This is a genomic window from Enterococcus sp. FSL R5-0957, assembly GCF_038008005.1.
Taxonomy (GTDB): Bacteria; Bacillota; Bacilli; order Lactobacillales; family Enterococcaceae; genus Enterococcus_B; species Enterococcus_B faecium.
Map to the genome: position 1 here is coordinate 1,458,356 of NZ_JBBOYG010000001.1, position 20,766 is coordinate 1,479,121.

The 20,766-nt window shown below is 38.0% G+C and carries 19 protein-coding genes and 1 pseudogene; 3 read left to right on the forward strand and 17 right to left on the reverse strand.

The window, feature by feature from the left end; all coding sequences use genetic code 11:
* Positions 1-192 precede the first annotated feature (192 nt).
* Complete coding sequence (locus MKX69_RS07045) at positions 193-462, forward strand: hypothetical protein (protein ID WP_002289125.1); 270 nt, start codon at positions 193-195, stop codon at positions 460-462.
* Between the two features lie 399 nt (positions 463-861).
* Entirely contained in the window at positions 862-1,116 is a 255-nt protein-coding gene (gene rpsT / locus MKX69_RS07050; protein WP_002292188.1) for a 30S ribosomal protein S20, read from the forward strand.
* A gap of 88 nt (positions 1,117-1,204) precedes the next feature.
* Here rpsT and holA read toward each other — a convergent pair whose 3' ends face one another.
* The 9 genes and pseudogenes from holA to rsmD all read right to left on the reverse strand — a co-directional run bounded on the left by holA (position 1,205) and on the right by rsmD (position 8,773).
* Entirely contained in the window at positions 1,205-2,251 is a 1,047-nt protein-coding gene (gene holA / locus MKX69_RS07055) for a DNA polymerase III subunit delta (RefSeq protein ID WP_029485599.1), read from the reverse strand.
* A gap of 37 nt (positions 2,252-2,288) precedes the next feature.
* Positions 2,289-4,561, reverse strand: a pseudogene (locus MKX69_RS07060) (DNA internalization-related competence protein ComEC/Rec2).
* Entirely contained in the window at positions 4,554-5,093 is a 540-nt protein-coding gene (locus MKX69_RS07065; RefSeq protein WP_002295503.1) for a ComE operon protein 2, read from the reverse strand. Before MKX69_RS07065 ends, MKX69_RS07060 begins: the two are co-directional and overlap by 8 nt.
* 135 nt (positions 5,094-5,228) lie before the next feature.
* A complete protein-coding gene (locus MKX69_RS07070; protein ID WP_002295502.1) occupies positions 5,229-5,447 on the reverse strand; it encodes an esterase in 219 nt (72 codons plus the stop codon).
* Entirely contained in the window at positions 5,444-5,689 is a 246-nt protein-coding gene (locus tag MKX69_RS07075) for an SGNH/GDSL hydrolase family protein (RefSeq protein ID WP_002297231.1), read from the reverse strand. The genes MKX69_RS07070 and MKX69_RS07075 overlap by 4 nt, the downstream gene beginning before the upstream one ends.
* A 115-nt stretch (positions 5,690-5,804) precedes the next feature.
* Positions 5,805-6,533, reverse strand: coding sequence for a helix-hairpin-helix domain-containing protein (locus MKX69_RS07080; RefSeq protein WP_016628352.1), 729 nt, complete (start codon positions 6,531-6,533; stop codon positions 5,805-5,807).
* Between the two features lie 158 nt (positions 6,534-6,691).
* Positions 6,692-7,735 carry a SepM family pheromone-processing serine protease gene (locus MKX69_RS07085; RefSeq protein WP_002295493.1) on the reverse strand — a complete coding sequence of 348 codons (1,044 nt, stop codon included), beginning with the start codon at positions 7,733-7,735 and terminating at the stop codon, positions 6,692-6,694.
* Positions 7,725-8,216, reverse strand: a complete 492-nt coding sequence (gene coaD, locus MKX69_RS07090; RefSeq protein WP_010724013.1) for a pantetheine-phosphate adenylyltransferase — start codon at positions 8,214-8,216, stop codon at positions 7,725-7,727. Before coaD ends, MKX69_RS07085 begins: the two co-directional genes overlap by 11 nt.
* Entirely contained in the window at positions 8,213-8,773 is a 561-nt protein-coding gene (rsmD, locus tag MKX69_RS07095) for a 16S rRNA (guanine(966)-N(2))-methyltransferase RsmD (RefSeq protein ID WP_002295491.1), read from the reverse strand. Before rsmD ends, coaD begins: the two co-directional genes overlap by 4 nt.
* A gap of 198 nt (positions 8,774-8,971) precedes the next feature.
* Between rsmD and MKX69_RS07100 the strand changes: the two genes are divergently transcribed.
* Positions 8,972-9,931, forward strand: coding sequence for an IS30 family transposase (locus MKX69_RS07100; protein ID WP_000222573.1), 960 nt, complete (start codon positions 8,972-8,974; stop codon positions 9,929-9,931).
* 36 nt (positions 9,932-9,967) lie between these two features.
* Here the strand turns inward: MKX69_RS07100 and MKX69_RS07105 are convergent, their stop codons facing one another.
* The 8 genes from MKX69_RS07105 to typA all read right to left on the reverse strand — a co-directional run bounded on the left by MKX69_RS07105 (position 9,968) and on the right by typA (position 20,760).
* Positions 9,968-10,306 carry a YlbG family protein gene (locus tag MKX69_RS07105; RefSeq protein WP_341009520.1) on the reverse strand — a complete coding sequence of 113 codons (339 nt, stop codon included), beginning with the start codon at positions 10,304-10,306 and terminating at the stop codon, positions 9,968-9,970.
* Complete coding sequence (locus MKX69_RS07110; protein WP_002295488.1) at positions 10,290-10,736, reverse strand: YlbF family regulator; 447 nt, start codon at positions 10,734-10,736, stop codon at positions 10,290-10,292. The genes MKX69_RS07105 and MKX69_RS07110 overlap by 17 nt, the downstream gene beginning before the upstream one ends.
* Positions 10,717-11,841 carry a CAP-associated domain-containing protein gene (locus MKX69_RS07115; RefSeq protein WP_002298986.1) on the reverse strand — a complete coding sequence of 375 codons (1,125 nt, stop codon included), beginning with the start codon at positions 11,839-11,841 and terminating at the stop codon, positions 10,717-10,719. Before MKX69_RS07115 ends, MKX69_RS07110 begins: the two co-directional genes overlap by 20 nt.
* 20 nt (positions 11,842-11,861) lie before the next feature.
* The gene (locus MKX69_RS07120; RefSeq protein ID WP_010724011.1) at positions 11,862-15,290 is read right to left on the reverse strand and encodes a pyruvate carboxylase; all 3,429 of its coding nucleotides are present in this window, start codon (positions 15,288-15,290) and stop codon (positions 11,862-11,864) included.
* A gap of 25 nt (positions 15,291-15,315) precedes the next feature.
* The gene (locus MKX69_RS07125) at positions 15,316-16,479 is read right to left on the reverse strand and encodes an FtsW/RodA/SpoVE family cell cycle protein (RefSeq protein ID WP_341009522.1); all 1,164 of its coding nucleotides are present in this window, start codon (positions 16,477-16,479) and stop codon (positions 15,316-15,318) included.
* Between the two features lie 2 nt (positions 16,480-16,481).
* Positions 16,482-16,784 (reverse strand): YlaN family protein, encoded by a 303-nt coding sequence (locus MKX69_RS07130; RefSeq protein WP_002298990.1) that lies wholly within the window; start codon positions 16,782-16,784, stop codon positions 16,482-16,484.
* A gap of 113 nt (positions 16,785-16,897) precedes the next feature.
* Positions 16,898-18,670: a DNA helicase RecQ gene (gene recQ, locus MKX69_RS07135; protein ID WP_341009524.1), complete on the reverse strand. Its 1,773-nt coding sequence runs from the start codon at positions 18,668-18,670 to the stop codon at positions 16,898-16,900.
* A 260-nt stretch (positions 18,671-18,930) separates the two neighbouring features.
* Positions 18,931-20,760, reverse strand: coding sequence for a translational GTPase TypA (gene typA, locus MKX69_RS07140; RefSeq protein ID WP_002288735.1), 1,830 nt, complete (start codon positions 20,758-20,760; stop codon positions 18,931-18,933).
* Between the last annotated feature and the right edge of the window lie 6 nt (positions 20,761-20,766).

The window sequence follows — 20,766 nt, forward strand, 5'->3', positions numbered from 1 at the left end:
TAATTTAGGCCATGCCAATGAGACTTCCTATAGAATTCGATGCTCTTTTTTCTTTTTGGCTCTTCTGCTCTTTTTTGTTATACTAGATTACAGTGGACAAAAGAAAGAATGATCGCATCCACTTCAACGAATATCAAAATGGAAGAATTAGTGCCTGTTTTCAGGTTACTTTGAAAAGAAAGGAAGACGCTTGTGGAAACTTTTGAAGGTCTTTTAATTGATACGTACGTTTTACAAGAACAGCCAATGATGCTGACTGGGATCAACTTGCAGCTTGAGGACCGTGTGATCAATGGCCTGCTTAAAGATCGCTATTTGGCAAAATATATCTTACGTTTGCCCCTAAATAAATATGTGCTGGAAGTAAGTGGCAAATGGAACCGTCGGAACCAGTTGGTCATAAAAAAAATGTTGATAAAAAATATCGATGAATACATTAAAATAATCGGTACACCAGAATAGCCTTTACTGATCAAAGGATACTGGTTATAAAATAACTGCAGTTTCTTAATAGAAAAACAAAGAACAACAGGGAATCGTATCCCTTTTCAAAAAAAACTTTGCAAACGGTTCTCTTTGTTATATAATAACTTAGTACCAAACATTCCCATTCAAACTTTGTTTAAATAGATAAATAAAAATCTAGTTTGGTTTGACGCTATTGCCTCCCACAATAGCGTCTTTTTGATTTTTTTCAGCTTGTACTATCCGTTTTTACTGAAAAAAAATCCTAATAAAAGACTGTTAAGGAAAAAAACTTGTCATGTTCATATTGCAAAGCACGCTGCCTTTAGGTATAATAATGAATGTTGAATTATGCGGTAACACGCGTAAGAACTTAAGTTATCGGAGGTGAAACTAATGCCAAACATTGAATCTGCAATCAAACGTGTTCGTACAAGCGAAAACGCTAATGTGAAAAATTCATCTCAAACAAGCGCTATGCGTACTGCAATCAAAAAATTTGAAGATGCTGTAGCTTCAGGTGCTGACAACGTAGATGCGTTATATAAAGAAGCTGTTAAAGCTATTGATATGGCTGAATCAAAAGGTCTAATCCACAAAAACAAAGCTAACCGCGACAAATCTCGTTTAAGCAAAAAAATCGCTAAATAAAAGAATCGGCTTCGGCCGATTTTTTTATTTGTCAAAAAAAGGACAAAAACAAACGACCTTCCCGCATGCTTTGCCCTCGTCTTTCTTCTTATCGATTTCTTAACAACTGCCCTGTGCGCAAAACGAATAGTTGAAAACTTAATTCTTTTTCGATTTGTCCCGTTTTGATTTGATAATCCATCTCAACTAATTGATCAAACAACTGTACCAGCAAATGTTCATCGAATTTTTTTACTTCCTGCATGGCAAGTTTTACACGATATGGATGGATTTTCAATGTTTCAGCAATATTTGCCTGCTGATAACCAATCTTTACAAGAAATTTTGTCTGTAAAAATAAACGTAATTGAGAAAGCAAAATCGCATTAATTTTGATTGTTTCTTCCCCTTGCATAACTAAATCTTCGTATAAACGCAAAGCTTGTTCCGTCTTCCCTTTTAAAATATATTGGGTCATGTCAAAAATATTATGTTCTAACGTTTTAGGAACTAATTCTTCTACTTCTCTTACCGTGATTTGCTGTTGATTTTGTCCATAAAGGACCAATTTCTGTAACTCTCTCATCATTTTGGATAAATCTAAGTCGGTCAACCTCAAGAATAAATCAATTGCACTTCGTTCCATTTTGATTGAGGAATTCTCTAAGGTATTCATCAGATATTGACGTACTTCTTTTTCATTCAACTGTTGGACATTGATGATGATTGCTGTTTTTTTCAATTGTTTCGTTACTTTTTTCCGTTCATCCAACTTTTCATATGGCGCAAAGAATACTAATACAGTCGATTCTAATGGTTCTTTCAAATAAGCCGTCAATAAATCAGTATTTTGTTCGATTCCATTGTTTACTTTTTCACCTGTTAAAAAATAAGGATTCTCTACGAATACTAACCGTTGATCTCCGAAAAACGGCAACGTCTCTGCTTCAGCTACTACCTCATCTAAACTTGCATTTTCCATGTCAAAACTTAAAAAATTTAAGTCATCTTCGCCCTCTAATTGGATTTTTTTGACAATTTCTGTCCGAATTTGATCTTGGAGAAACTTTTCTGTTCCTAAAATCAAGTAACAAGATGCAAGTTTTTCTTTACGTATTTTTTGTAACTCTGCTTGTATACTCAAATTACTCACCACTTTCAAAAATTATCCTACCATGAGCAGATGAGAATTACTAGTCTATCATTGTTTCCACTAGCCCATGAGGATGAAAAACTGGATGCCAGCGATAGGTGATCATTCCTTGTTGATCCGTTCGCCATGTTTTTATCTGATTTTCTTCTAGTGTCTCCAATACTTCGCTGTGCGGGTGACCATAACGATTATTTACTCCGCAGGATATAATCCCATGTTTTGCTTCAATATGGGAAAGAAAATCTGTGTTACTTGACGTACGGCTACTGTGATGACCTAATTTGACTACATCGGCTTTCAGATTAGGATAAATCAAAAGCAATTGTTTTTCCATTGCTTGATTCAAATCTCCTAAAAATAAAAAGCGCCTATTGTTATATTCCATCCATAGACCAATCGAATCTTCATTTCTTCCCTCTCCCTTTTCAAAAGGAGTCAATAAATAAAGATCATAATAACCGCTGATCCTGTCCCCATGTTTAATTTCAATGATCTCAGTACCATTTTTTTGAGCTTCAGATAAATGGCTTTGTAATGGCTCATTTCGTCCAGCGCCCCAACCGATATAAATTTTTTTGATAGTAAAATGCTGAGATAACGTGGGTAATTCTCCCACATGATCCGTATCGTCGTGTGTCAAGATGAGTTTATCGATTACACTTATCCCCTGACCTTTTAGATATGGAACGATATTTCTTTCAGCAGGAGGACGTATCATACCTTGCGCCCACTTTTCTCTTTCAAAGTGTAACTGACCTCCAGTATCGATCAAAATCGTTTCTTTTCGAAAAGGACTTTGCAAAAAGATACTGTCTCCTTGACCGACATCGATAAAAGCGATCGTTGAAGAAAAGCGTAAAAATGGCAAAGTCAAAAAAATAAAAGAAAAAAGACCAACATAAAACAAGTGTTTCACAGGTTGTTCTTTCAACCTATCCGTACAAATCAGTAATCCGAAAATATACATCCCAGATAGTACAAGGGGCAAACGTCCTATAATGAGAGACGACCCTGAAGAAAAATCGATTATTCGCTCAAATAAGATTAATCCCTCTTCTATCAGCAAAAGTAAAGTTTCCGGCAGCCAGCGATTGAAGAGTGTGAGAAATAACACACCAGGAAGAAAAAGAAACTTGAATACCGGTGCAATCAGTAATGTAAAAAGACTACCTAAAATAGGCCACTCATAAAAATGCCATACAATCAACGGCATCGTGATCATAGTAAACAGGACGTGAGGGCCGTTTTTTTCAACCAATCTCCATCAAAAGAAATCAGGATAAACAAAAAACTCATGAAAAAACTAAGCTGTCCACCCGCATGAAAAAGAAATCGAGGATCAAATAGTAAAAGAAGCCAAAAGACAACTGCAAATAAGTCCATGGTGGAATAATGCTTATTCAGCAATTTGACTAGCAATCGCAATAAAAACAGCAAACTAGCACGCAAAACAGAAATAGAACTTCCTGCAATAGAAACATAACAGATAGTTAGTAGACTCAACGGAATAATACTGACGTGTAGTGGCCATCCGATACGTCGAAATAAATAATACAGCCACCCTAAATAAAATTGGATGTGTAGACCCGATAGACTGAACAGATGCAGCAAACCACTCTCCCTAAAAATTTCTTCTGATTCTCTGAATCCTGCATATTTATAGCCCCATAATAAAGAATTAATATATACACTTGTTTTTTGCGGAAATTCAGATTGGACAAAGGAGATAAAAGATCCTCTTTTTCTCTGAAGCCAGTTTCGCCAGTGATTTTGCATGGTGATCTGTTCAATCTTTTGAATTTGGAACCGTCCAGAGATTCTATGGTTCCTGAAGTAAGCTTCTTGGTCAAAACTATAAAGATTCCGCTTTTTTGCTGGAGAAATGAACTCGCCTTCAGCAGTCAATTCTATTCCCTTTCCTCGGAAGTTAAGCCATGTTTTCAATTCTGCTTCTGTGTTTACTTGATAAGAAAGCTGGAGCTTTTGTTTATTCTCTGATAACCTTCCTTCCATTGTCAAAAAATTACCATTTGCACGAATCGTATCTGTAAATACAGTAATTTGCGCAGATGTTGTTTTTTCCTCTAAAAATGAATACTCTTGTAGCCTATAAGAAATGGATACCGTTATGCTACACAAAATACACAAGTACGCGATAAAACGTCCTTCTTTTAGCGAAAACCATAAAAAAATTCCGGCAAGAAGCAAACGATAACCCCAATTGTCAGTGTAATACAACAAACAGATAATCATCGACGTAATTGCCGGAAAAATCAACCGATTTCGAAAATGCCTTTCTAAAACGCTAGACATGTTTTCCTGTTAATTCATTTTGAAGTTTTGAAAAATGCTGTGAGTCTAAAGCAACTTGGTGTACAGATACACCTAATTGTTCGATCAACGCTTGGGCATAAGGATCATTTCGATAGTCATGGAGATAATTGATCCCTTTCACACCAGCTTGCAACAAAGCCTTTGTACAGGCCAAACATGGAAAATGTGTGACATAGATTTCTGAACCTTCCGTCGGGATACCAAGTTTTGCACACTGTAGGAGTGCATTCATCTCTGCATGGATCGTTCGCAAGCAGTGTCCATCCACGACGTAACACCCTTCATCTATGCAGTGGACATCTCCACTGACTGCTCCATTATAGCCGCCAGCAATGATCCTTTTTTCTCGAACGAGTGTCGCTCCTACTTCTAAACGTGTACACGTACTACGTAAAGATAACAGTACTGCCTGAGCCATAAAGTACTGGTCCCAAGGAATGCGTTCATTATGTGACTTATCAGTAACTTTTTCTTTATTCGTATCGCATGCTTTTGAAGATTTTTCTAACATGTTTTATATTCCTCCGTTTTTTCAAGTTGATTAAAAAGTACTCATTGCTTAAACAAAATATTCTTTAAATATAACGAATCATCCTGTCTGACAAAAGATCCTACCCTTCACTGCCGAAATGAAGTCCGTCATCCATTAGCCCATTATAAAAATTCTTCGAATCCATTTGTTCAAGAAATTCCGTATAAAAATCGATACTTCACAATCATGGCGTTTTGCTACTTCTGTGAGAACAGAGATATATTCTTTGATCAACTTGTTATTCCGATATTTTTGTTTTGTCTCATCGACTGCTGGTGGCGTGATAAAGAAAGCATGATCAGAACTATAGTCTTTTTTCAGCTGAACTATCATCCACTGCAGATTTTTTGGTACGTTTCTTTAGAAAGTTGTTTATGCTCTGCTAGATCATTCGTCCCAATGAGAATAAATACTTTATCTGCTGTATAGCTAAGTACATCTTTGGCAAAGCGTTCTCGTAGAGCTTGACTGTTATTGCCGCTGACAGCCGTATTCATAATATGAATCCCAGATATTTTATTTTGGAGATAGACATTCAGCATTGGTTTTTTTAATGTTTCTTTGCGAACAATCAAGCTATTTCCTATCCAAAAATACTACCTCCTCGTCCTGCCAAGCTCTTAGAATTGGATTATTCTTAGTATCCATTAGCGTCCATTTATTGCTCGTGCCAGTCGATTTTGAATCATTCTATTTAATTGTAACGAAGTTTTTTAGTTTTTCAACTGTCTTTTCACCGATACCAGAAATCTCCTGCAGGTCTTCCACTTTCTGGAAGGATCCGTTTTCTTCTCTAAATCGAATGATTTCTTGCGCTTTGACTGATCCGATCCCAGGAATCTGCTGAAGTTCTGATGGAGTGGCTGTATTGATATTTATTTTGGGAGGCTCGGAATCTGCTGTAGGCTGTTTTCCTTCCGAGGATGCCAACTGATCAAGATGTTCTGGCAGCTCTTCACCTACAGCAGGGATATATAGGACTTGCTGATCTTCTATCTTCGCAGAAAAGTTGATTCGATCGCTATCCGCTTCTTCTAATAATCCACCTGCACGCTTTAGTACATCATAGACCCGTTCTTCTGAAGAAAAGGAATAGATACCAGGCTCCTTCACACTTCCTTTGATATCGGTGTACATGACCTTTGGACGAGCATCCTCTTCTACATCGTTTCCTTCAGCTGATGGATCTTCTCCACTGGAACTAAACGGAGAAAGTATTTCTTTTGCAGCAGTCTCTTCTGGTTCTCTATAAAATAGCAAATTTGATAATAAAAAACCACTTGCGATACAAAAGATAAGAACTATCATAGACATCCAAATGATCAATTTGGGTGAAGCTAGTATTTTCTTGCTGATTTTTTCTATCATTGTTCTTTTTCCAAAGAATGACCAGTAAAAATCATTCATTACTCCTTTCATTTGAAATTGAAGAAACAGTGAGCTCTGGCAAAATCGTCCCTTCAACATCTAATTACGTCAATTTTTTCTTTTGTTTTTATTTTTATCGTGAAGATTTTTGACGAAAAAGAGGGGGTGTGACAGAACTCGTGTCACAACCCCTCTTTAATTATTTAGTTTCATTTCATTTTCTCTAGATAGTCAAGCGCTTCTTGTACTGTTTTTACTGGTACGATTTTCATTGAGGAATTCAATTTTTTAGCGGCAGCTTTTGCTTCTTCGTAGTTGGTTTTTATTTCAGGATATTCTTTCTTAACATCGTCTGAAATCGTATCATCTGGTGCAAAGAAAATCTCTACGCCAGCTTTATCCGCACTTGCCACTTTTTTATCGATTCCTCCGATTCGGCCAACTTCTCCTTCACTGTTGATCGTTCCAGTTCCTGCAATTTGCTTACCATGTCGCAAGTTTTTACCAGTGACTTGTTCATAGATTTCTAAAGTGAACATCAATCCCGCTGATGGCCCACCGATAGAGCCAGAATTAATACGAACATCTGTATCTGATTCGATCTCGGTATGGTCAGTAAGCGTGATACCTATTCCTGCCTTTTTATCTGTTGGTAACTCGATCAGATCACCAGAAGCTGTTTTTTCTTCACCATTATGCAAATAACTGATTTCGATTGTTTGTCCAACTTTTTGGCTTTTTACATAATCCATAAATGCTTCTGTACTTTGAAAGCTTTTCCCGTCTACTTTTGTTACTGTATCTCCAACTGAAAGCTTGCCAAAGAAATTCGATGTTTTCTCTACACTCATGACATATACGCCTTTGAATTCCATTTTATAAGGCTTGTCTGCAAGTTTTAACGCTTGTTCGATTGCTGCATTTTGGGAAGAATCCATATAATACTGCTGCATTTGATTATATTCTTCATTTGTCGCCCCACCAGTCAATTCTTCTTCACTGATCAATTCTTCAAAAGGGGTCATTTTAGCTTTTAAAGCTAAGAAACCTGTAGCTTGCCTGATACCAACAGAGGTAAGAGAGAAAGACCCAGAACCTTTATCTTCCTTATCATTGACTGTAATTAGTTCTTTCAGATCGATCGTGGCTCCCGGTGATTCTACATAATACGGCAAGGGAACTACTACAAATCCAATGATCAACATTCCAAATATGATAATTAGTACTGTTTTCAACCATTGTTTAGCTTTCATTTGATTCACGCTTTCCAGCTAAAGCTTCGTTGATCACTGGCGGTAAGTAGCTGCTCACATCTCCGCCAAAGTGCAGTACTTCTTTTAAAATACTGGAACTCACGTGACTATATTCTGGTTTTGCTAATAAGAAGACAGTTTCCAATTCATCATATAGATGATGATTCATCTGAGCAATCTCTCGTTCATATTCAAAGTCTTTGATACTTCGTATACCTCTGATCAACGCATCTGCACCAATCTCTTTTGCTGTTTCTACCGTCAATTGATTTTCTTTATGCATGACTTTTACATTAGGAAGATGAGAAACAGCTTTTGTGATCAATGTCATTCTTTCTTCTGGGGGAAACAAACTTTTCTTTGAAGTATTGATAAAAACACCAATTACTACCTCATCGAATAATTTAGCCGCACGTTCCACCGTATCTAAGTGACCTTTTGTAAAAGGATCAAAACTTCCTGGGAATAATGCACGTTTCATTGATTTCCCTCTTTTCTATAGATAGTTACGGCCGTTATGCCATAAATCTGTTTTCTTATTTGATGGAATCCAGCCACAGTTTCTGGCAATTCGACTGTTTTATCCGTTTCGCATACGATAACTGCGGTTTTAGAAAACAGTCCCAGTTCTTCCATTTTATGGATTTGATCGATTATTTTTTGTTTTGCATATGGCGGATCAAGAAACAAGTAGTCGAATTGTTGTTTCTCCGCTGCTAGCCGTTCGATTGCTTTGTCCGCATCAAGTTTTATTGTGGTAAATTTCTCTGGTTCTTTCGTAATTTCGATGTTTTCTTTGATGATTTTTAGCGCTTGGTAATTTTTGTCTACGCATACCGCATGACTGCAGCCTCTAGATACTGCTTCGATAGCTAAACCACCGCTTCCTGCAAACAGATCCAATACTGTCTCTCCATCAAAATATGGTCCAATCATATTGAATATGGATTCTTTTACTTTATCTGTAGTTGGTCTGGTGTTCGCCCCTGCTAAACTTTTTAAACGGCGCCCGCCATAATTTCCTGATATTATCCGCATCTACTCACTCCTTAGAAATGGTACTGGTACTAGTATACCAAAAAAAAGACAAAAAAATACTTGGACAATGATCAAAAATCGATCGTTATCCAAGTTATTTTTTATCGCCGATTGTAAAATTAAGCTAGACAACTAAAAAAGTCATTTGTGCTACACTCAAAATAGTTCCGTCCAAAGAATTATAAGGAGTGAGTACAAATGACCTATACCCATCTTACAACGGATGAACTTGTAATGATAGAGTCTTATTTCAAAATAAATCAATCTGTTGCGAAAACTGCGCATTGCTTGAATCGTTCAAGACAAACGATCCATAAAGTATACCTGTTCTTCAAGCAAGGAAAATCAGCCTTAGAGTACTATCAACAGTATAAGAAAAACAAATCAAACTGTGGTAGACGCCCGCTTGTTTTACCTGAGGAACAATCAGAATATATTCAAAGAAAGGTTGTTCAAGGATGGACACCCGATGTGATTGTTGGTCGTGCAGCGTTTCCTATTCGTTGTTCTGCTCGTACCATTTATCGTATGTTCAAAAAGGGGCTATTTAATCCTTCTGACTTACCGATGAAAGGCAAGCGTAAACCAAATGGACATCAAGAAAGACGTGGAAAACAAGCTTTCCGTCGCTCTATTCATGAACGTGAAAAAGATTATAGCCAATTCTCAAATGAGTTTGGTCACCTTGAAGGTGACACTATCGTAGGTTTGAAACATAAAAGTGCTGTAATTACCTTAGTTGAGCGATTATCAAAAGTTATCATCACATTGAAACCGTGTGGTAGACAAGCGATTGATATTGAAAACAAATTAAATCATTGGTTTGAATCTGTACCGAAAAATCTATTCAAATCCATCACTTTTGATTGTGGAAAGGAATTTTCAAATTGGAAACAGATCAGTAATGCCAATGATATTGCCATTTATTTCGCTGATCCAGGAACGCCGTCTCAAAGAGGCCTAAACGAGAATTCTAACGGATTGTTACGTAGAGATGGTTTATTGAAATCTATGGATTTCAATTCAGTAGATGAATCTTTTATTCAATCTGTCGCATCGAAACGAAATAATATTCCTAGAAAATCACTGAATTATCGAACACCTTTGGAAGTATTTTTGAGTTACGTAAGTATTGATGATTTGTCTAACTTAATTTGACAATTAAGATATTTAAAAACTGCTCATAAGAGATTTTTAAAGATGTTCAGCTAATCGGATTTCTGTATTTAGCTCTTCGATTTCGAAACCTTCGTCTTTTAATACTGTTTTGTTTCCTATTTTTTCGGCAAAATTCATTTCGATATCCGGTCGGTAAGAATGTTCTACGTTTCGAACAAAATGTAATTTACGGATTCGTTCTTCTGTTTCTTCAAATGTCTCTTCATTTAAGTAAAGCACGACATATTTCATTCTTCTTGAGACATAATGCAACAAGCCGAACTTTTTCAGATTCTTTAATTGTTTTAAGCTGTAGACCCATACGATCAGCCCGCGTCGTTTTGTTATTTCAAATTCACTATTGTCTAATTGCATGACAATTACCTCCGCATCCAAAGTGTTTTTTCGTTTCAAAAAACGGGCTACCTGCATCTACTTTGATTTCATTAGAAACTTCTTCGGCAAGTACTTGGACAATTTGATCCAACAGACTTTGCAGCTGTGTTTCACTATATCGGAAAGCTGCAACATGCTCATCCATATCAAGCTGTCTTTTTGCTTTTCGAACAGCTCGTTTTTTTTCACGATAATCAGGTGCATACTCACCATATGCCGCTACATTTTCAAATGCTTCTTTCTTAGACAAGAACGCTTCTTTCAACTGGCAAACTTTTGCAGATTCTTCCATTGACTGTTTATGTTCAAGATAAGAAGCCATCGTTTTACTCTTTTTTATCATTTCAGCGACTTGGAGGCATTGATCCTCCAGTTGAAACAGCTCTTCGTTAACGATCACTGCTATCACTACTTTCTCCGTTTTCTTCTTGCAATAAGACTAACATATTTTCTTTAGAAAAAGCAATGCCTACAGAATCCGTTCCCGGGTCCATGAAACGGTCATGGTTGTAAGGATCGCTGTACCAATATAAAAACGAAAAAGTAGCGTCGATCGCCGGATGAATAAATAGCCCACTAGTATTTTCTAATTTTTGTTTACTGATTAACTTCTCCAATTCATCATTCGTCAGTGAGAATTTCACTGTCGTTTGAGCACTGCCTAGCGATTTTTGCCAATCAGCCATACGTTCCTCTGACAATATTTCCTCAGGCCTTGTCAAAAAATCATGTAGTAGCAGCTGACTGTGGTTTTGAAAGGCAAGTGTTTGATTGTATATGGGAAGTTCGTCTTCTCTTCTAAGCATATTTAATAAAGTCGTACTTTTTCGTTCTTTAACGCGATTGATTGATTCCCAATCAGCCGATTTATCTGCTTGATAATGTGGAAGGCCTTCACCAAACACTTGATATGGCAATAGTTTCAAAAGACTATCTTTATCTAAATACACAACTGAAAATAGGCCGTTTGTTGTTTGATCAAAAAATAAAATAGCAAAAGTGTCGTTATCAAAAGCAATTAGCGGACGGTAATTCATATCCTCTTCCATTAGTTCGATTCCAACTTCTGTATCATGGTACTCAAAAGTGAAATTAGTATAGATAGTAGTGATTTTCGTAAGGTCTTGCATCGTCATCCCTAAATAAAACGGCGCGATATCAGCAGGCCCTGTTTGCAGTACTTTAACAGTTGTGACTCTGCTGTCTTGGATGTTCGCTTCAAATGTGAGATGACTAGCTTTATTTTCATAATATCTTGTTTCAAAACCAAATCCGCTAGTTAATCGATCATAGGCTTGGCCAAAATCCTTTTCCAGCTGATCGATCGGTTTTCCGATATAAGTAGAAAAACCAGTTGCTTTAAGCTCCTGGTATTTCCACGTTGTCATTTGGTTTGCTATTTGTTGATCAGAGTTTTCCTTCACTTCAAGTTTTGGCGGAAACAAGACTGGTTCCATGTAGAATGCCACAATAACTAATAGCAGAATCAGCCAAAACAAACCCAGTCTTTTCATGTTTCCCCACCTTTCGCTTATTATTTCTCAGTCACTTCAATCAAAAGGTCACCAGATGAAATAGTGTCTCCTGAAGACACATATACATGTGCGACTTCTCCGTCAAAACGTGCTTCGATGGCCGTTTCCATCTTCATCGCTTCAGTAATCATCAACGTATCACCTTTTTTAACGTTATCGCCTTTTTTCACTAATACATCCAAAACAGAACCAGACATCGTTGCTCCAATTTGTTCTCGGTTTGTCGGTTCAGCTTTCAATCGGGTTTGGACCGTACTGATGATCGAATTATCTTTGATAGTGATTTCACGTCTTTGTCCATTCAAATTGAAGAACAGTACGCGATTCCCTTCGATATCGGGTTCTCCGATTTCATCTAAACGAATGATAAGCGTTTTTCCGCGTTCGATTTGTACATTGATTGTTTCACCCAAACGTATACCTTGGAAAAATGTTGGTGTGTCCAGTAATGTAACATCGCCAAATTGATTATATGCTTTTTGATAGTCCAAAAAGACTTGCGGATACATCAAATAGCTTAATACTTCGTCTTGTTTTGGTTCATAGCCAATTTTTTCTGCCAATTCTTTTTTTACTTCGTTGAAGTCGACTGATTCAGCCAAAAGACCTGGACGTTCATTCAATGCAGGTCTGCCTTTAAGAATAATCTTTTGCAATTTTTTAGGAAATCCGCCAACGGGTTGCCCTAGTTCTCCTTGGAAGAAAGTCACAACAGATTCAGGGAAACTTAGTGTTTCGCCTTTTTCATAAATATCTTCTTCTGTAAGATCATTTTGGACCATAAATAGTGCCATATCTCCAACTACTTTAGATGATGGAGTTACTTTAACGATATCGCCAAACATCAAGTTGACAGTATGATACATTTGTTTGATTTCATCCCAGCGATGACCTAATCCGACAGCTTTTGCCTGTTGCTGTAGATTCGAATACTGTCCTCCTGGCATTTCATGCATATATACTTCTGTTTCAGGAGCATTCAAGCCGTTTTCAAACGGTTTGTAATACATGCGCACATCTTCCCAATAATGGTTTAATTTCTGTGCATTTTCAATCGTGATTTCTGGCAGCCGTGGACCATTGACCAGTGCATAATACAAGCTGCTCATGCTAGGCTGACTAGTATTCCCACTCATTGCACTCATTGCCACGTCAACGATGTCTACTCCTGCTTTTGAAGCAGCAGAATAAGTGATGATTCCATTCCCGCTGGTGTCATGAGTATGCAGATGGATTGGCAGATCTGTCGTTTCTTTCAATTCACTAATCAAACGATAAGCTGCCTGCGGTTTAAGCAGCCCAGCCATATCTTTGATTGCAATGATATGCGCACCCAGTTGTTCTAGTTCCTTTGCCATGTCTTTATAATACTGAACATTGTATTTTGCCCGACTTGGATCGTTGATATCGCCAGTATAGCAAATAGCTGCCTCTGCGATTTTACCAGTATCCCGTACAGCTTGGATACTTTTTTCCATTTGTGGAGTCCAGTTCAAACTATCAAAGATTCGAAATACATCGATTCCTTGCGCTGCTGCTTCTTTGACAAATTCCACCAATACATTGTCAGGATAATTAGAATACCCAACGGCATTTGAACCTCTGAAAAGCATTTGCAGCAACGTATTAGGCATTAAAGAACGAATTTTTCTCAACCGTTGCCAAGGATCTTCATTCAAAAAGCGGTAAGCCACATCAAATGTTGCTCCCCCCCACATCTCACTTGAAAAGAGTTCAGGAAGACCTTCTCCAGTCAAATGTGCAATCTGCTTGAAATCCTTTGTCCGAACACGAGTTGCTAGCAGACTTTGATGGGCGTCTCTAAATGTCGTATCCGTCAACAACAAATTTTCCTGTCCTTTGATCCATTCGACCAAAGCATCGGCACCCTTCGCATCTAATACATTCTTAGCCGTTACGTAATCAGTTCTTGTGATTAGATCTTTAGGCATACGTGGTTCTTCATAAAATGGTTTTTCGCCACTTTCGATACCTGGAAAACCATTCACAGTAATTTCACCGATATATTTCATCGTTTTGTTTCCGCGGTCTCGTAGTCGAGGAAATTCAAATAATGTTGCTGTACTATCAATGAAGGTTGTTTTTGCATTTCCTGATTGGAATTCAGGATGTGTGATGACATTGAGCATAAATGGAATGTTTGTTTTCACTCCACGGATTCTAAATTCTTTCAAGCAACGTTCCATTTTCTGAATGGCTGTTTCAAAAGTAGCACCATGCGTACATACTTTTACTAGCAATGAATCAAAATACGGTGTCACTACATAGCCCGCGTAAGCATTTCCGACATCCAGACGTACGCCAAAACCACCAGGTGAACGATACGTATCGATTTTCCCTGTGTCTGGTAAAAAGTTATTCAACGGGTCTTCTGTAGTGATTCGGCATTGAATGGCTGAACCATTTAATTTAATTCCTTCTTGCTGAGGCAATCCGATTTCTTTATGCAGATCCAAACCTTGAGCAATCAACAGTTGCGTTGTTACGATATCAATATCTGTAATCATTTCTGTGATCGTATGTTCCACTTGGACGCGAGGGTTGACTTCGATAAAGTAAAAATCATCTCCTTCAACAAGAAATTCTACTGTACCTGCGTTGACATACCCGACATATTTCATCAATTGGACAGCTGCCTGGCAGATTTTTTGACGTTGCTGTTCATTCATAGAGACACAAGGCGCTACTTCTACTACTTTTTGGTGACGGCGCTGAACAGAACAATCTCTTTCAAAAAGATGGATGACGTTTCCATGCGTATCCCCGAGAATCTGTACTTCGATATGTTTAGGATTAGCGATGTATTTTTCAACATACACTTCATCACTACCAAAGGCTGCTTTTGCTTCGCTTTTCGCACGTTCGTAGCCCTCTCTTGCACTCTTTTCATCGTGAGCTACACGCATGCCGCGTCCGCCGCCGCCTAGAGCTGCCTTGATCATAATCGGATAACCGTATTGTTTCGCAAACTCCAAGGCATCGTCTATAGAAGCGATTGGTCCATCTGTGCCTGGAATCGAAGCAATCCCCGCTTCGATAGCTGCAGCTTTTGCTTTGATTTTATCTCCAAAAATATCTAAATGATGCAGTTTGGGTCCAACAAAAATGATGCCTTCTTCTTCGCACCGTTGCGCAAAATTCAAGTTTTCCGACAAAAGACCGTAACCCGGATGAATAGCGTCAGCTCCGCATTCTTTCGCGATAGAAATGATCCCTTCAATATCTAGATACGCATCAATCGGTTTTTTTCCTTGTCCTACTAAATATGCTTCATCCGCTTTGAAACGGTGTACGGAATATTCATCTTCTTCTGCATAGATTCCAACAGTTTTAATTCCTAATTCTGTACAAGCACGAAATACACGTACAGCGATTTCACCCCTGTTAGCAACTAAAACTTTTTTCATCGAACCACTCCTACATCTTTTTTTATTATAAACCTAAGCTCTTGCGTTTTTCATCCGCACTGATGTTGAGGACAAAGCCGACACAAATCGAAAGCATCAGCAAACTGGAGCCTCCTTGACTTAAAAATGGGAACGTGATCCCTGTCAAAGGAATAACACCAGTAATTCCTCCAAGATTGACAAATACTTGGATCAAAAACATTGCACCGATCCCAATGCACAAAAGCGAATTGAACGGATCTTTTGAACGGATACCTACAAGGACAATGCGCACAATCATAAAGAATAGCAACGCTAATATCAAAATCCCCATAATCACTCCCAGTTCTTCCACTACGATTGCATAAATAAAATCGGTTTGTGCTTCTTGTAAAAATCCTTTTTTCTGGATACTGTTACCTAATCCCCTGCCAAATAGTCCTCCGTTGAACATGGCATAGTAGCCGTTGACTAGTTGATGCCCTTTATTTAATTCGTCTGAGAAAGGATTTTGGTAAATAGCAAATCGATTATAGATATACTGTAAACGTCCAGGTAAGATCTTTCCATTTGTGATATTGATCAGCCAGATCGTAAAAGTACTTAGACAAAAGCCTCCTACTCCTACAATCAAAGTATACACATAATTGACTCCGCTGGCTAAAAGCAGAAACAAAATAATCAAAAAGATAACTGCCGCATTACCAAAATCGGGAAGAATAGCGACTAATGCAGTAAGTCCGATAACCATTGCAAGTGGACGTTTCACAGTCCCAAGAAAATCTTTTTGTACACTGTTTTGTCTTTTAGATAAAGTCAGAGACAGGTACCAGATAGAAATGATTTTTAGGTATTCGGCAGGTTGGATCGAGAATCCTGCAATTTGCAGCCAACCTTTCGCCCCATTGATCTCCTTACCAAAAAACACAACAATCAGCAGCAAAATCGTCAAAACTGCGATGGCTGCCATGATCAAACGCTGGTTTTTCAAAACATCTGTTTTCATTTTATAAAGTAGTGCGATAGCAATCAAGCTAAGCACCCAAAAAATACTCTGGTTAATGACTGATGCGGACGGATTTTGTCCGTTTTCTAATAATAGATACGACGTAGAACTATATACCATGATCAATCCCAATACACATAAAATTAAATAGGGAATCAAGATGCTATAGTCTAATAGATGCCTTTTTTTCACTTTCTTAGGCAAGTCTATTCCTCCTTGCCAACTTCTTTTTTATCATAATTTTCTTGGTAAACCTCACTATATAACTGATTCAATTCTCGTTCTAGCTCACTTAACATCAGCTGGCCCTCGTTCTTTCCGATTACTCCTATACGGACAGCAAAACCGACTTGCCGGGAAAAGCCGTACATCTGTGTATCTACCACTTCTTCGAAGGCTTTGCATTGTGAGATACAGAGACTGTTGTTTTGATTTCGGATTAATCGTTTGATCCGTTCTGCTTCATCATTTAATACTTGGATCGCAAGTTTTTTCGACAAAGAATCCATCTGTGCTTACCTCCCATTCTAATTCCTTAATTATAACATATTTGATTTTCATAAGGAGCAAAAAAAACAGATTTAACCAGTTGTTTTTATTCATTTTTACGTATTCGTTCTTTCTACTTATCCAGAACGTTAGAGTCCGCATTTTTTATCCGAGATAAAAAGGCTTCGCCATATTTATCAAGCTTGCTTTGCCCAACTCCTTTTATCTGAAGCATCTCCAATCTGCTTGATGGACGTATTCGGCTCATTTCTTTCAATGTGGAATCTGAAAATACGACATACGGGGGAACGCCTGCTTCTGATGCTAGATCCGTTCGCAGTTCCCGCAGCACTTCAAATAGTGTATCGGTTTCTTCATCCGATAGCTGCTGGACTTTCTTGGGTTCCTTTCGATAAACAGATTCTTGTCCTTTCAATACTTGTATCCCTCTTTCTGTTACTTTCAAAACAGGATACTCACCATTGATGGTCAGAAGATAGCCATTCGATATCAAATATTCAATTAACTGCATCGTTTCTTTTTGCGATTGGTTTTTCATCAGTCCATAGGTAGATAAATGTCCAAAACCTAAAGCTTGCAGCTTTTGTTCTTTCAATCCTGCTAAGACTTTCATCAGCATTTGTTTACCATAGTTCTCACCCATACGTTTTAAGCAAGAAAGAACCATCTGTGCTTCTGTCGTTACTTCTACTATTTCTCTGTCATCTAAACAGTTACCACAACGGTTGCACGGACTGCTTGTCTCGCCAAAATAGTTTAGGATGTATTGCTGAAGACAGGACTCAATATACACGTATTCTGTCATCGCTTTTAATTTTTCATATTCTTTTTGCTTTTGCCCTTCTTCTCTTTGGGACTGCTGGATAAAAAACTTTTGGACTTGGATATCTTGAGGAGAGAAAAGCAGGATGGCTTCACTGGAAAGACCATCTCTTCCCGCCCGACCAGCTTCCTGATAGTATGCTTCTAGAGAGCCAGGAATTTGATAATGGATAACAAAACGGACATTGCTTTTATTTATACCCATACCAAATGCATTTGTCGCTACAATCAGCTGCAAGCGATCGTATAAAAAGGCTTCTTGCATTTCTGTTCGCTCATTCTCATTTAGACCACCATGATATCTACCCACGGAAAAATCGAATTTTTTAAGCAAATGATAGAGACGGTCTACTTCTTTTCTCGTTGCTGCATAAATGATACCAGATTGATTTTTGTTGATCTTTAAATATTCGATTAGATATTGTTCTTTTTTTTGATCTTTAATTACTTGAAATCGTAGATTTTCTCGTTCAAAACCAGTCTGAATATGGTTGTTTTCTGGAATTTTTAAAAGTCTTTTTATGTCAGCAGCTACTTGCACAGTCGCTGTAGCTGTCAAAGCAACAATTACAGGACGATTTGGCAGTTGATCTAGCTGGTTCGCCATCTGTAAATAACTTGGGCGGAAATCATGCCCCCACTGAGAGATACAATGTGCCTCGTCAATAGCGATCATACGGACGTTCCATCGCTTCATTGCTTGGATAAAATCTGGCATGATAAAACGTTCAGGAGCGATATAAAGTAAACGGTACTGCTGTCTATCGATTTCTTGGAAGCGTCTAGCTGTTTCGTAACCATCTAACGAGCTATTGATAAAAGTGGCGGGTATACCTAATTGATTCGCCGCGTCCACCTGATCCTTCATCAAAGAGATTAAAGGGGACACAACCACAGTAAGCCCATCTAATAGTAAAGCTGGAAGCTGGTAACAGATTGATTTCCCACTTCCGGTAGGCATGATTCCTAATACATTTTCCTGATCAATGACTTTCTGGATAATTTCTTTTTGACCAGGTCTAAACTCATCATAGCCAAAGTATTGTTTTAATAAGTCGTTCATCTTCCCGCTCCTTTCTCTTGCCATTTTACTTCGATTTTCTTCGAAGGACAAGTTGATCTCCTTTCGTGAAACATTATCTTATTATGAAACAAAAGCTCTCTAGAAATAAGTTTTTTAAACGTCTTTTAAACGTCTTTTGGCGTATTTTCTGAATTTATGTCCATTGACAAAGATGACTTCTCCACAGAAAAGAGTTGGACAAAAAAAGAAACCAGCTATTTTTTATAACAAGCTGGTTTCTCTCTTCATCCTTTTACAGATTATTTTTTCTTTTTAGATGCTTTTTCACGAGCATTTTTCTCTAAAATTTGTTTTCTCAAGCGAATGCTTTCTGGTGTTACTTCGCAATATTCATCATCATTCAAGAATTCCAAAGATTCTTCCAACGTCAATTGTTTTGGTTTTTTGATGACAGATGTTTGGTCTTTAGTAGCAGACCGTACGTTTGTCATTTGTTTTGCTTTCGTGATGTTGACAGTCAAATCATTATCACGGCTGTTTTCCCCGATAATCATTCCTTCATATACTTCTGTACCTGGTTCTACGAAGACTGTACCGCGTTCTTCGATACTCATGATAGAATAAGTCGTTGCTTTTCCTGTATCGATCGAAACAAGCGCCCCTTGGTGACGTCCGCCAATTTGACCAGGAAGCATTGGCAGATATTGGTCAAAAGTATGGTTCATGATTCCGTAACCACGTGTCATTGAAAGGAATTCAGTTGAATAACCAATCAAACCGCGGGCAGGTGTTAAGAATGTCAAACGGATTTGTCCGTTTCCTGTATGGACCATATCTTGCATTTCACCTTTACGTAAGCTCAAGGACTCGATAACACTACCCATATATTCTTCTGGTGTATCGATTTGCACGCGTTCAAACGGTTCGCATTTTACACCGTCGATTTCTTTTTCAATAACTTCTGGACGAGATACTTGCAATTCGTATCCCTCACGGCGCATGTTTTCAATCAAGATAGACAAATGCAATTCTCCACGACCAGAAACTGTCCATGCATCTGGAGAGTTTGTTGGTTCAACTCGTAAAGATACATCTGTTTGAAGTTCTGCCATCAAACGTTCTTCAATCTTACGAGCGGTTACGAATTTACCTTCTCGACCGGCAAATGGTGAATTATTAACTAAGAAAGTCATTTGCAATGTTGGTTCGTCAATGTGAAGGATAGGTAACGCATCTTGATGATCCACAGGAGTAACTGTTTCACCGACAAAGATATCTTCCATACCTGAGACAGCAATCAAGTCTCCAGCTTTTGCTTCTTGAATCTCTAGACGTTTTAGTCCAAAGAAACCAAATAATTTCGTTACACGGAATTTCTTAACTGTTCCGTCTAATTTAATTAATGCTACTTGGTCTCCTACTTTGATTGTTCCTCTAAATACACGTCCGATTCCGATACGACCTACATAATCGTTGTAGTCAAGTAATGAAACTTGGAATTGTAATGGTTCGTCGCTGTTATCGACAGGAGCAGGGATTTTTTCAATAATTGTATCAAAAATAGGTGCCATGGTTGGTTCTTGATCTGCTGGATCATCTGACAAGCTTGACGTACCATTTAGTGCAGATGCATAAATCACAGGAAAGTCTAACTGATCATCATCTGCTCCTAATTCGATGAATAGTTCAAGAACTTCATCTACGACATGCTCAGGACGAGCAGAAGGTTTATCAATCTTGTTTACGACAACGATTGGTGTGATATGTTGTTCCAGTGCTTTTTTCAATACAAAACGTGTTTGAGGCATTGTTCCTTCATACGCATCTACGACCAACACAACGCCGTCAACCATTTTCATGATCCGTTCTACTTCGCCACCGAAGTCCGCGTGTCCTGGAGTATCCATGATGTTTACGCGAATTCCTTTATAGTCTACAGCTGTGTTTTTGGCTAAAATCGTGATACCACGTTCTTTTTCTAGCGCATTTGAGTCCATCGCACGTTCTTGCAATTGCGTATGTGCGTCTAATGTATCTGATTGTTTTAATAGTTCATCAACTAATGTTGTTTTTCCGTGGTCAACGTGGGCAATAATTGCGACGTTACGGATATCGTTTCTATAATTCAATGTAAC

Coding starts and splice junctions, on each gene's coding strand:
- MKX69_RS07120 (WP_010724011.1), bottom strand. CDS start 15,290: ATGAAAAAAGTTTTAGTTGCTAACAGGGGTGAAATCGCTGTACGTGTA.
- MKX69_RS07130 (WP_002298990.1), bottom strand. CDS start 16,784: ATGGATTCTTTGTCGAAAAAACTTGCGATCCAAGTATTAAATGATGAA.
- MKX69_RS07115 (WP_002298986.1), bottom strand. CDS start 11,841: ATGAAAAGACTGGGTTTGTTTTGGCTGATTCTGCTATTAGTTATTGTG.
- MKX69_RS07105 (WP_341009520.1), bottom strand. CDS start 10,306: ATGCAATTAGACAATAGTGAATTTGAAATAACAAAACGACGCGGGCTG.
- recQ (WP_341009524.1), bottom strand. CDS start 18,670: ATGAACGACTTATTAAAACAATACTTTGGCTATGATGAGTTTAGACCT.
- rpsT (WP_002292188.1), top strand. CDS start 862: ATGCCAAACATTGAATCTGCAATCAAACGTGTTCGTACAAGCGAAAAC.
- MKX69_RS07080 (WP_016628352.1), bottom strand. CDS start 6,533: ATGAAAGGAGTAATGAATGATTTTTACTGGTCATTCTTTGGAAAAAGA.
- MKX69_RS07100 (WP_000222573.1), top strand. CDS start 8,972: ATGACCTATACCCATCTTACAACGGATGAACTTGTAATGATAGAGTCT.
- MKX69_RS07065 (WP_002295503.1), bottom strand. CDS start 5,093: ATGTTAGAAAAATCTTCAAAAGCATGCGATACGAATAAAGAAAAAGTT.
- MKX69_RS07085 (WP_002295493.1), bottom strand. CDS start 7,735: ATGAAAGCTAAACAATGGTTGAAAACAGTACTAATTATCATATTTGGA.
- rsmD (WP_002295491.1), bottom strand. CDS start 8,773: ATGCGGATAATATCAGGAAATTATGGCGGGCGCCGTTTAAAAAGTTTA.
- coaD (WP_010724013.1), bottom strand. CDS start 8,216: ATGAAACGTGCATTATTCCCAGGAAGTTTTGATCCTTTTACAAAAGGT.
- MKX69_RS07070 (WP_002295502.1), bottom strand. CDS start 5,447: ATGATAGTTCAGCTGAAAAAAGACTATAGTTCTGATCATGCTTTCTTT.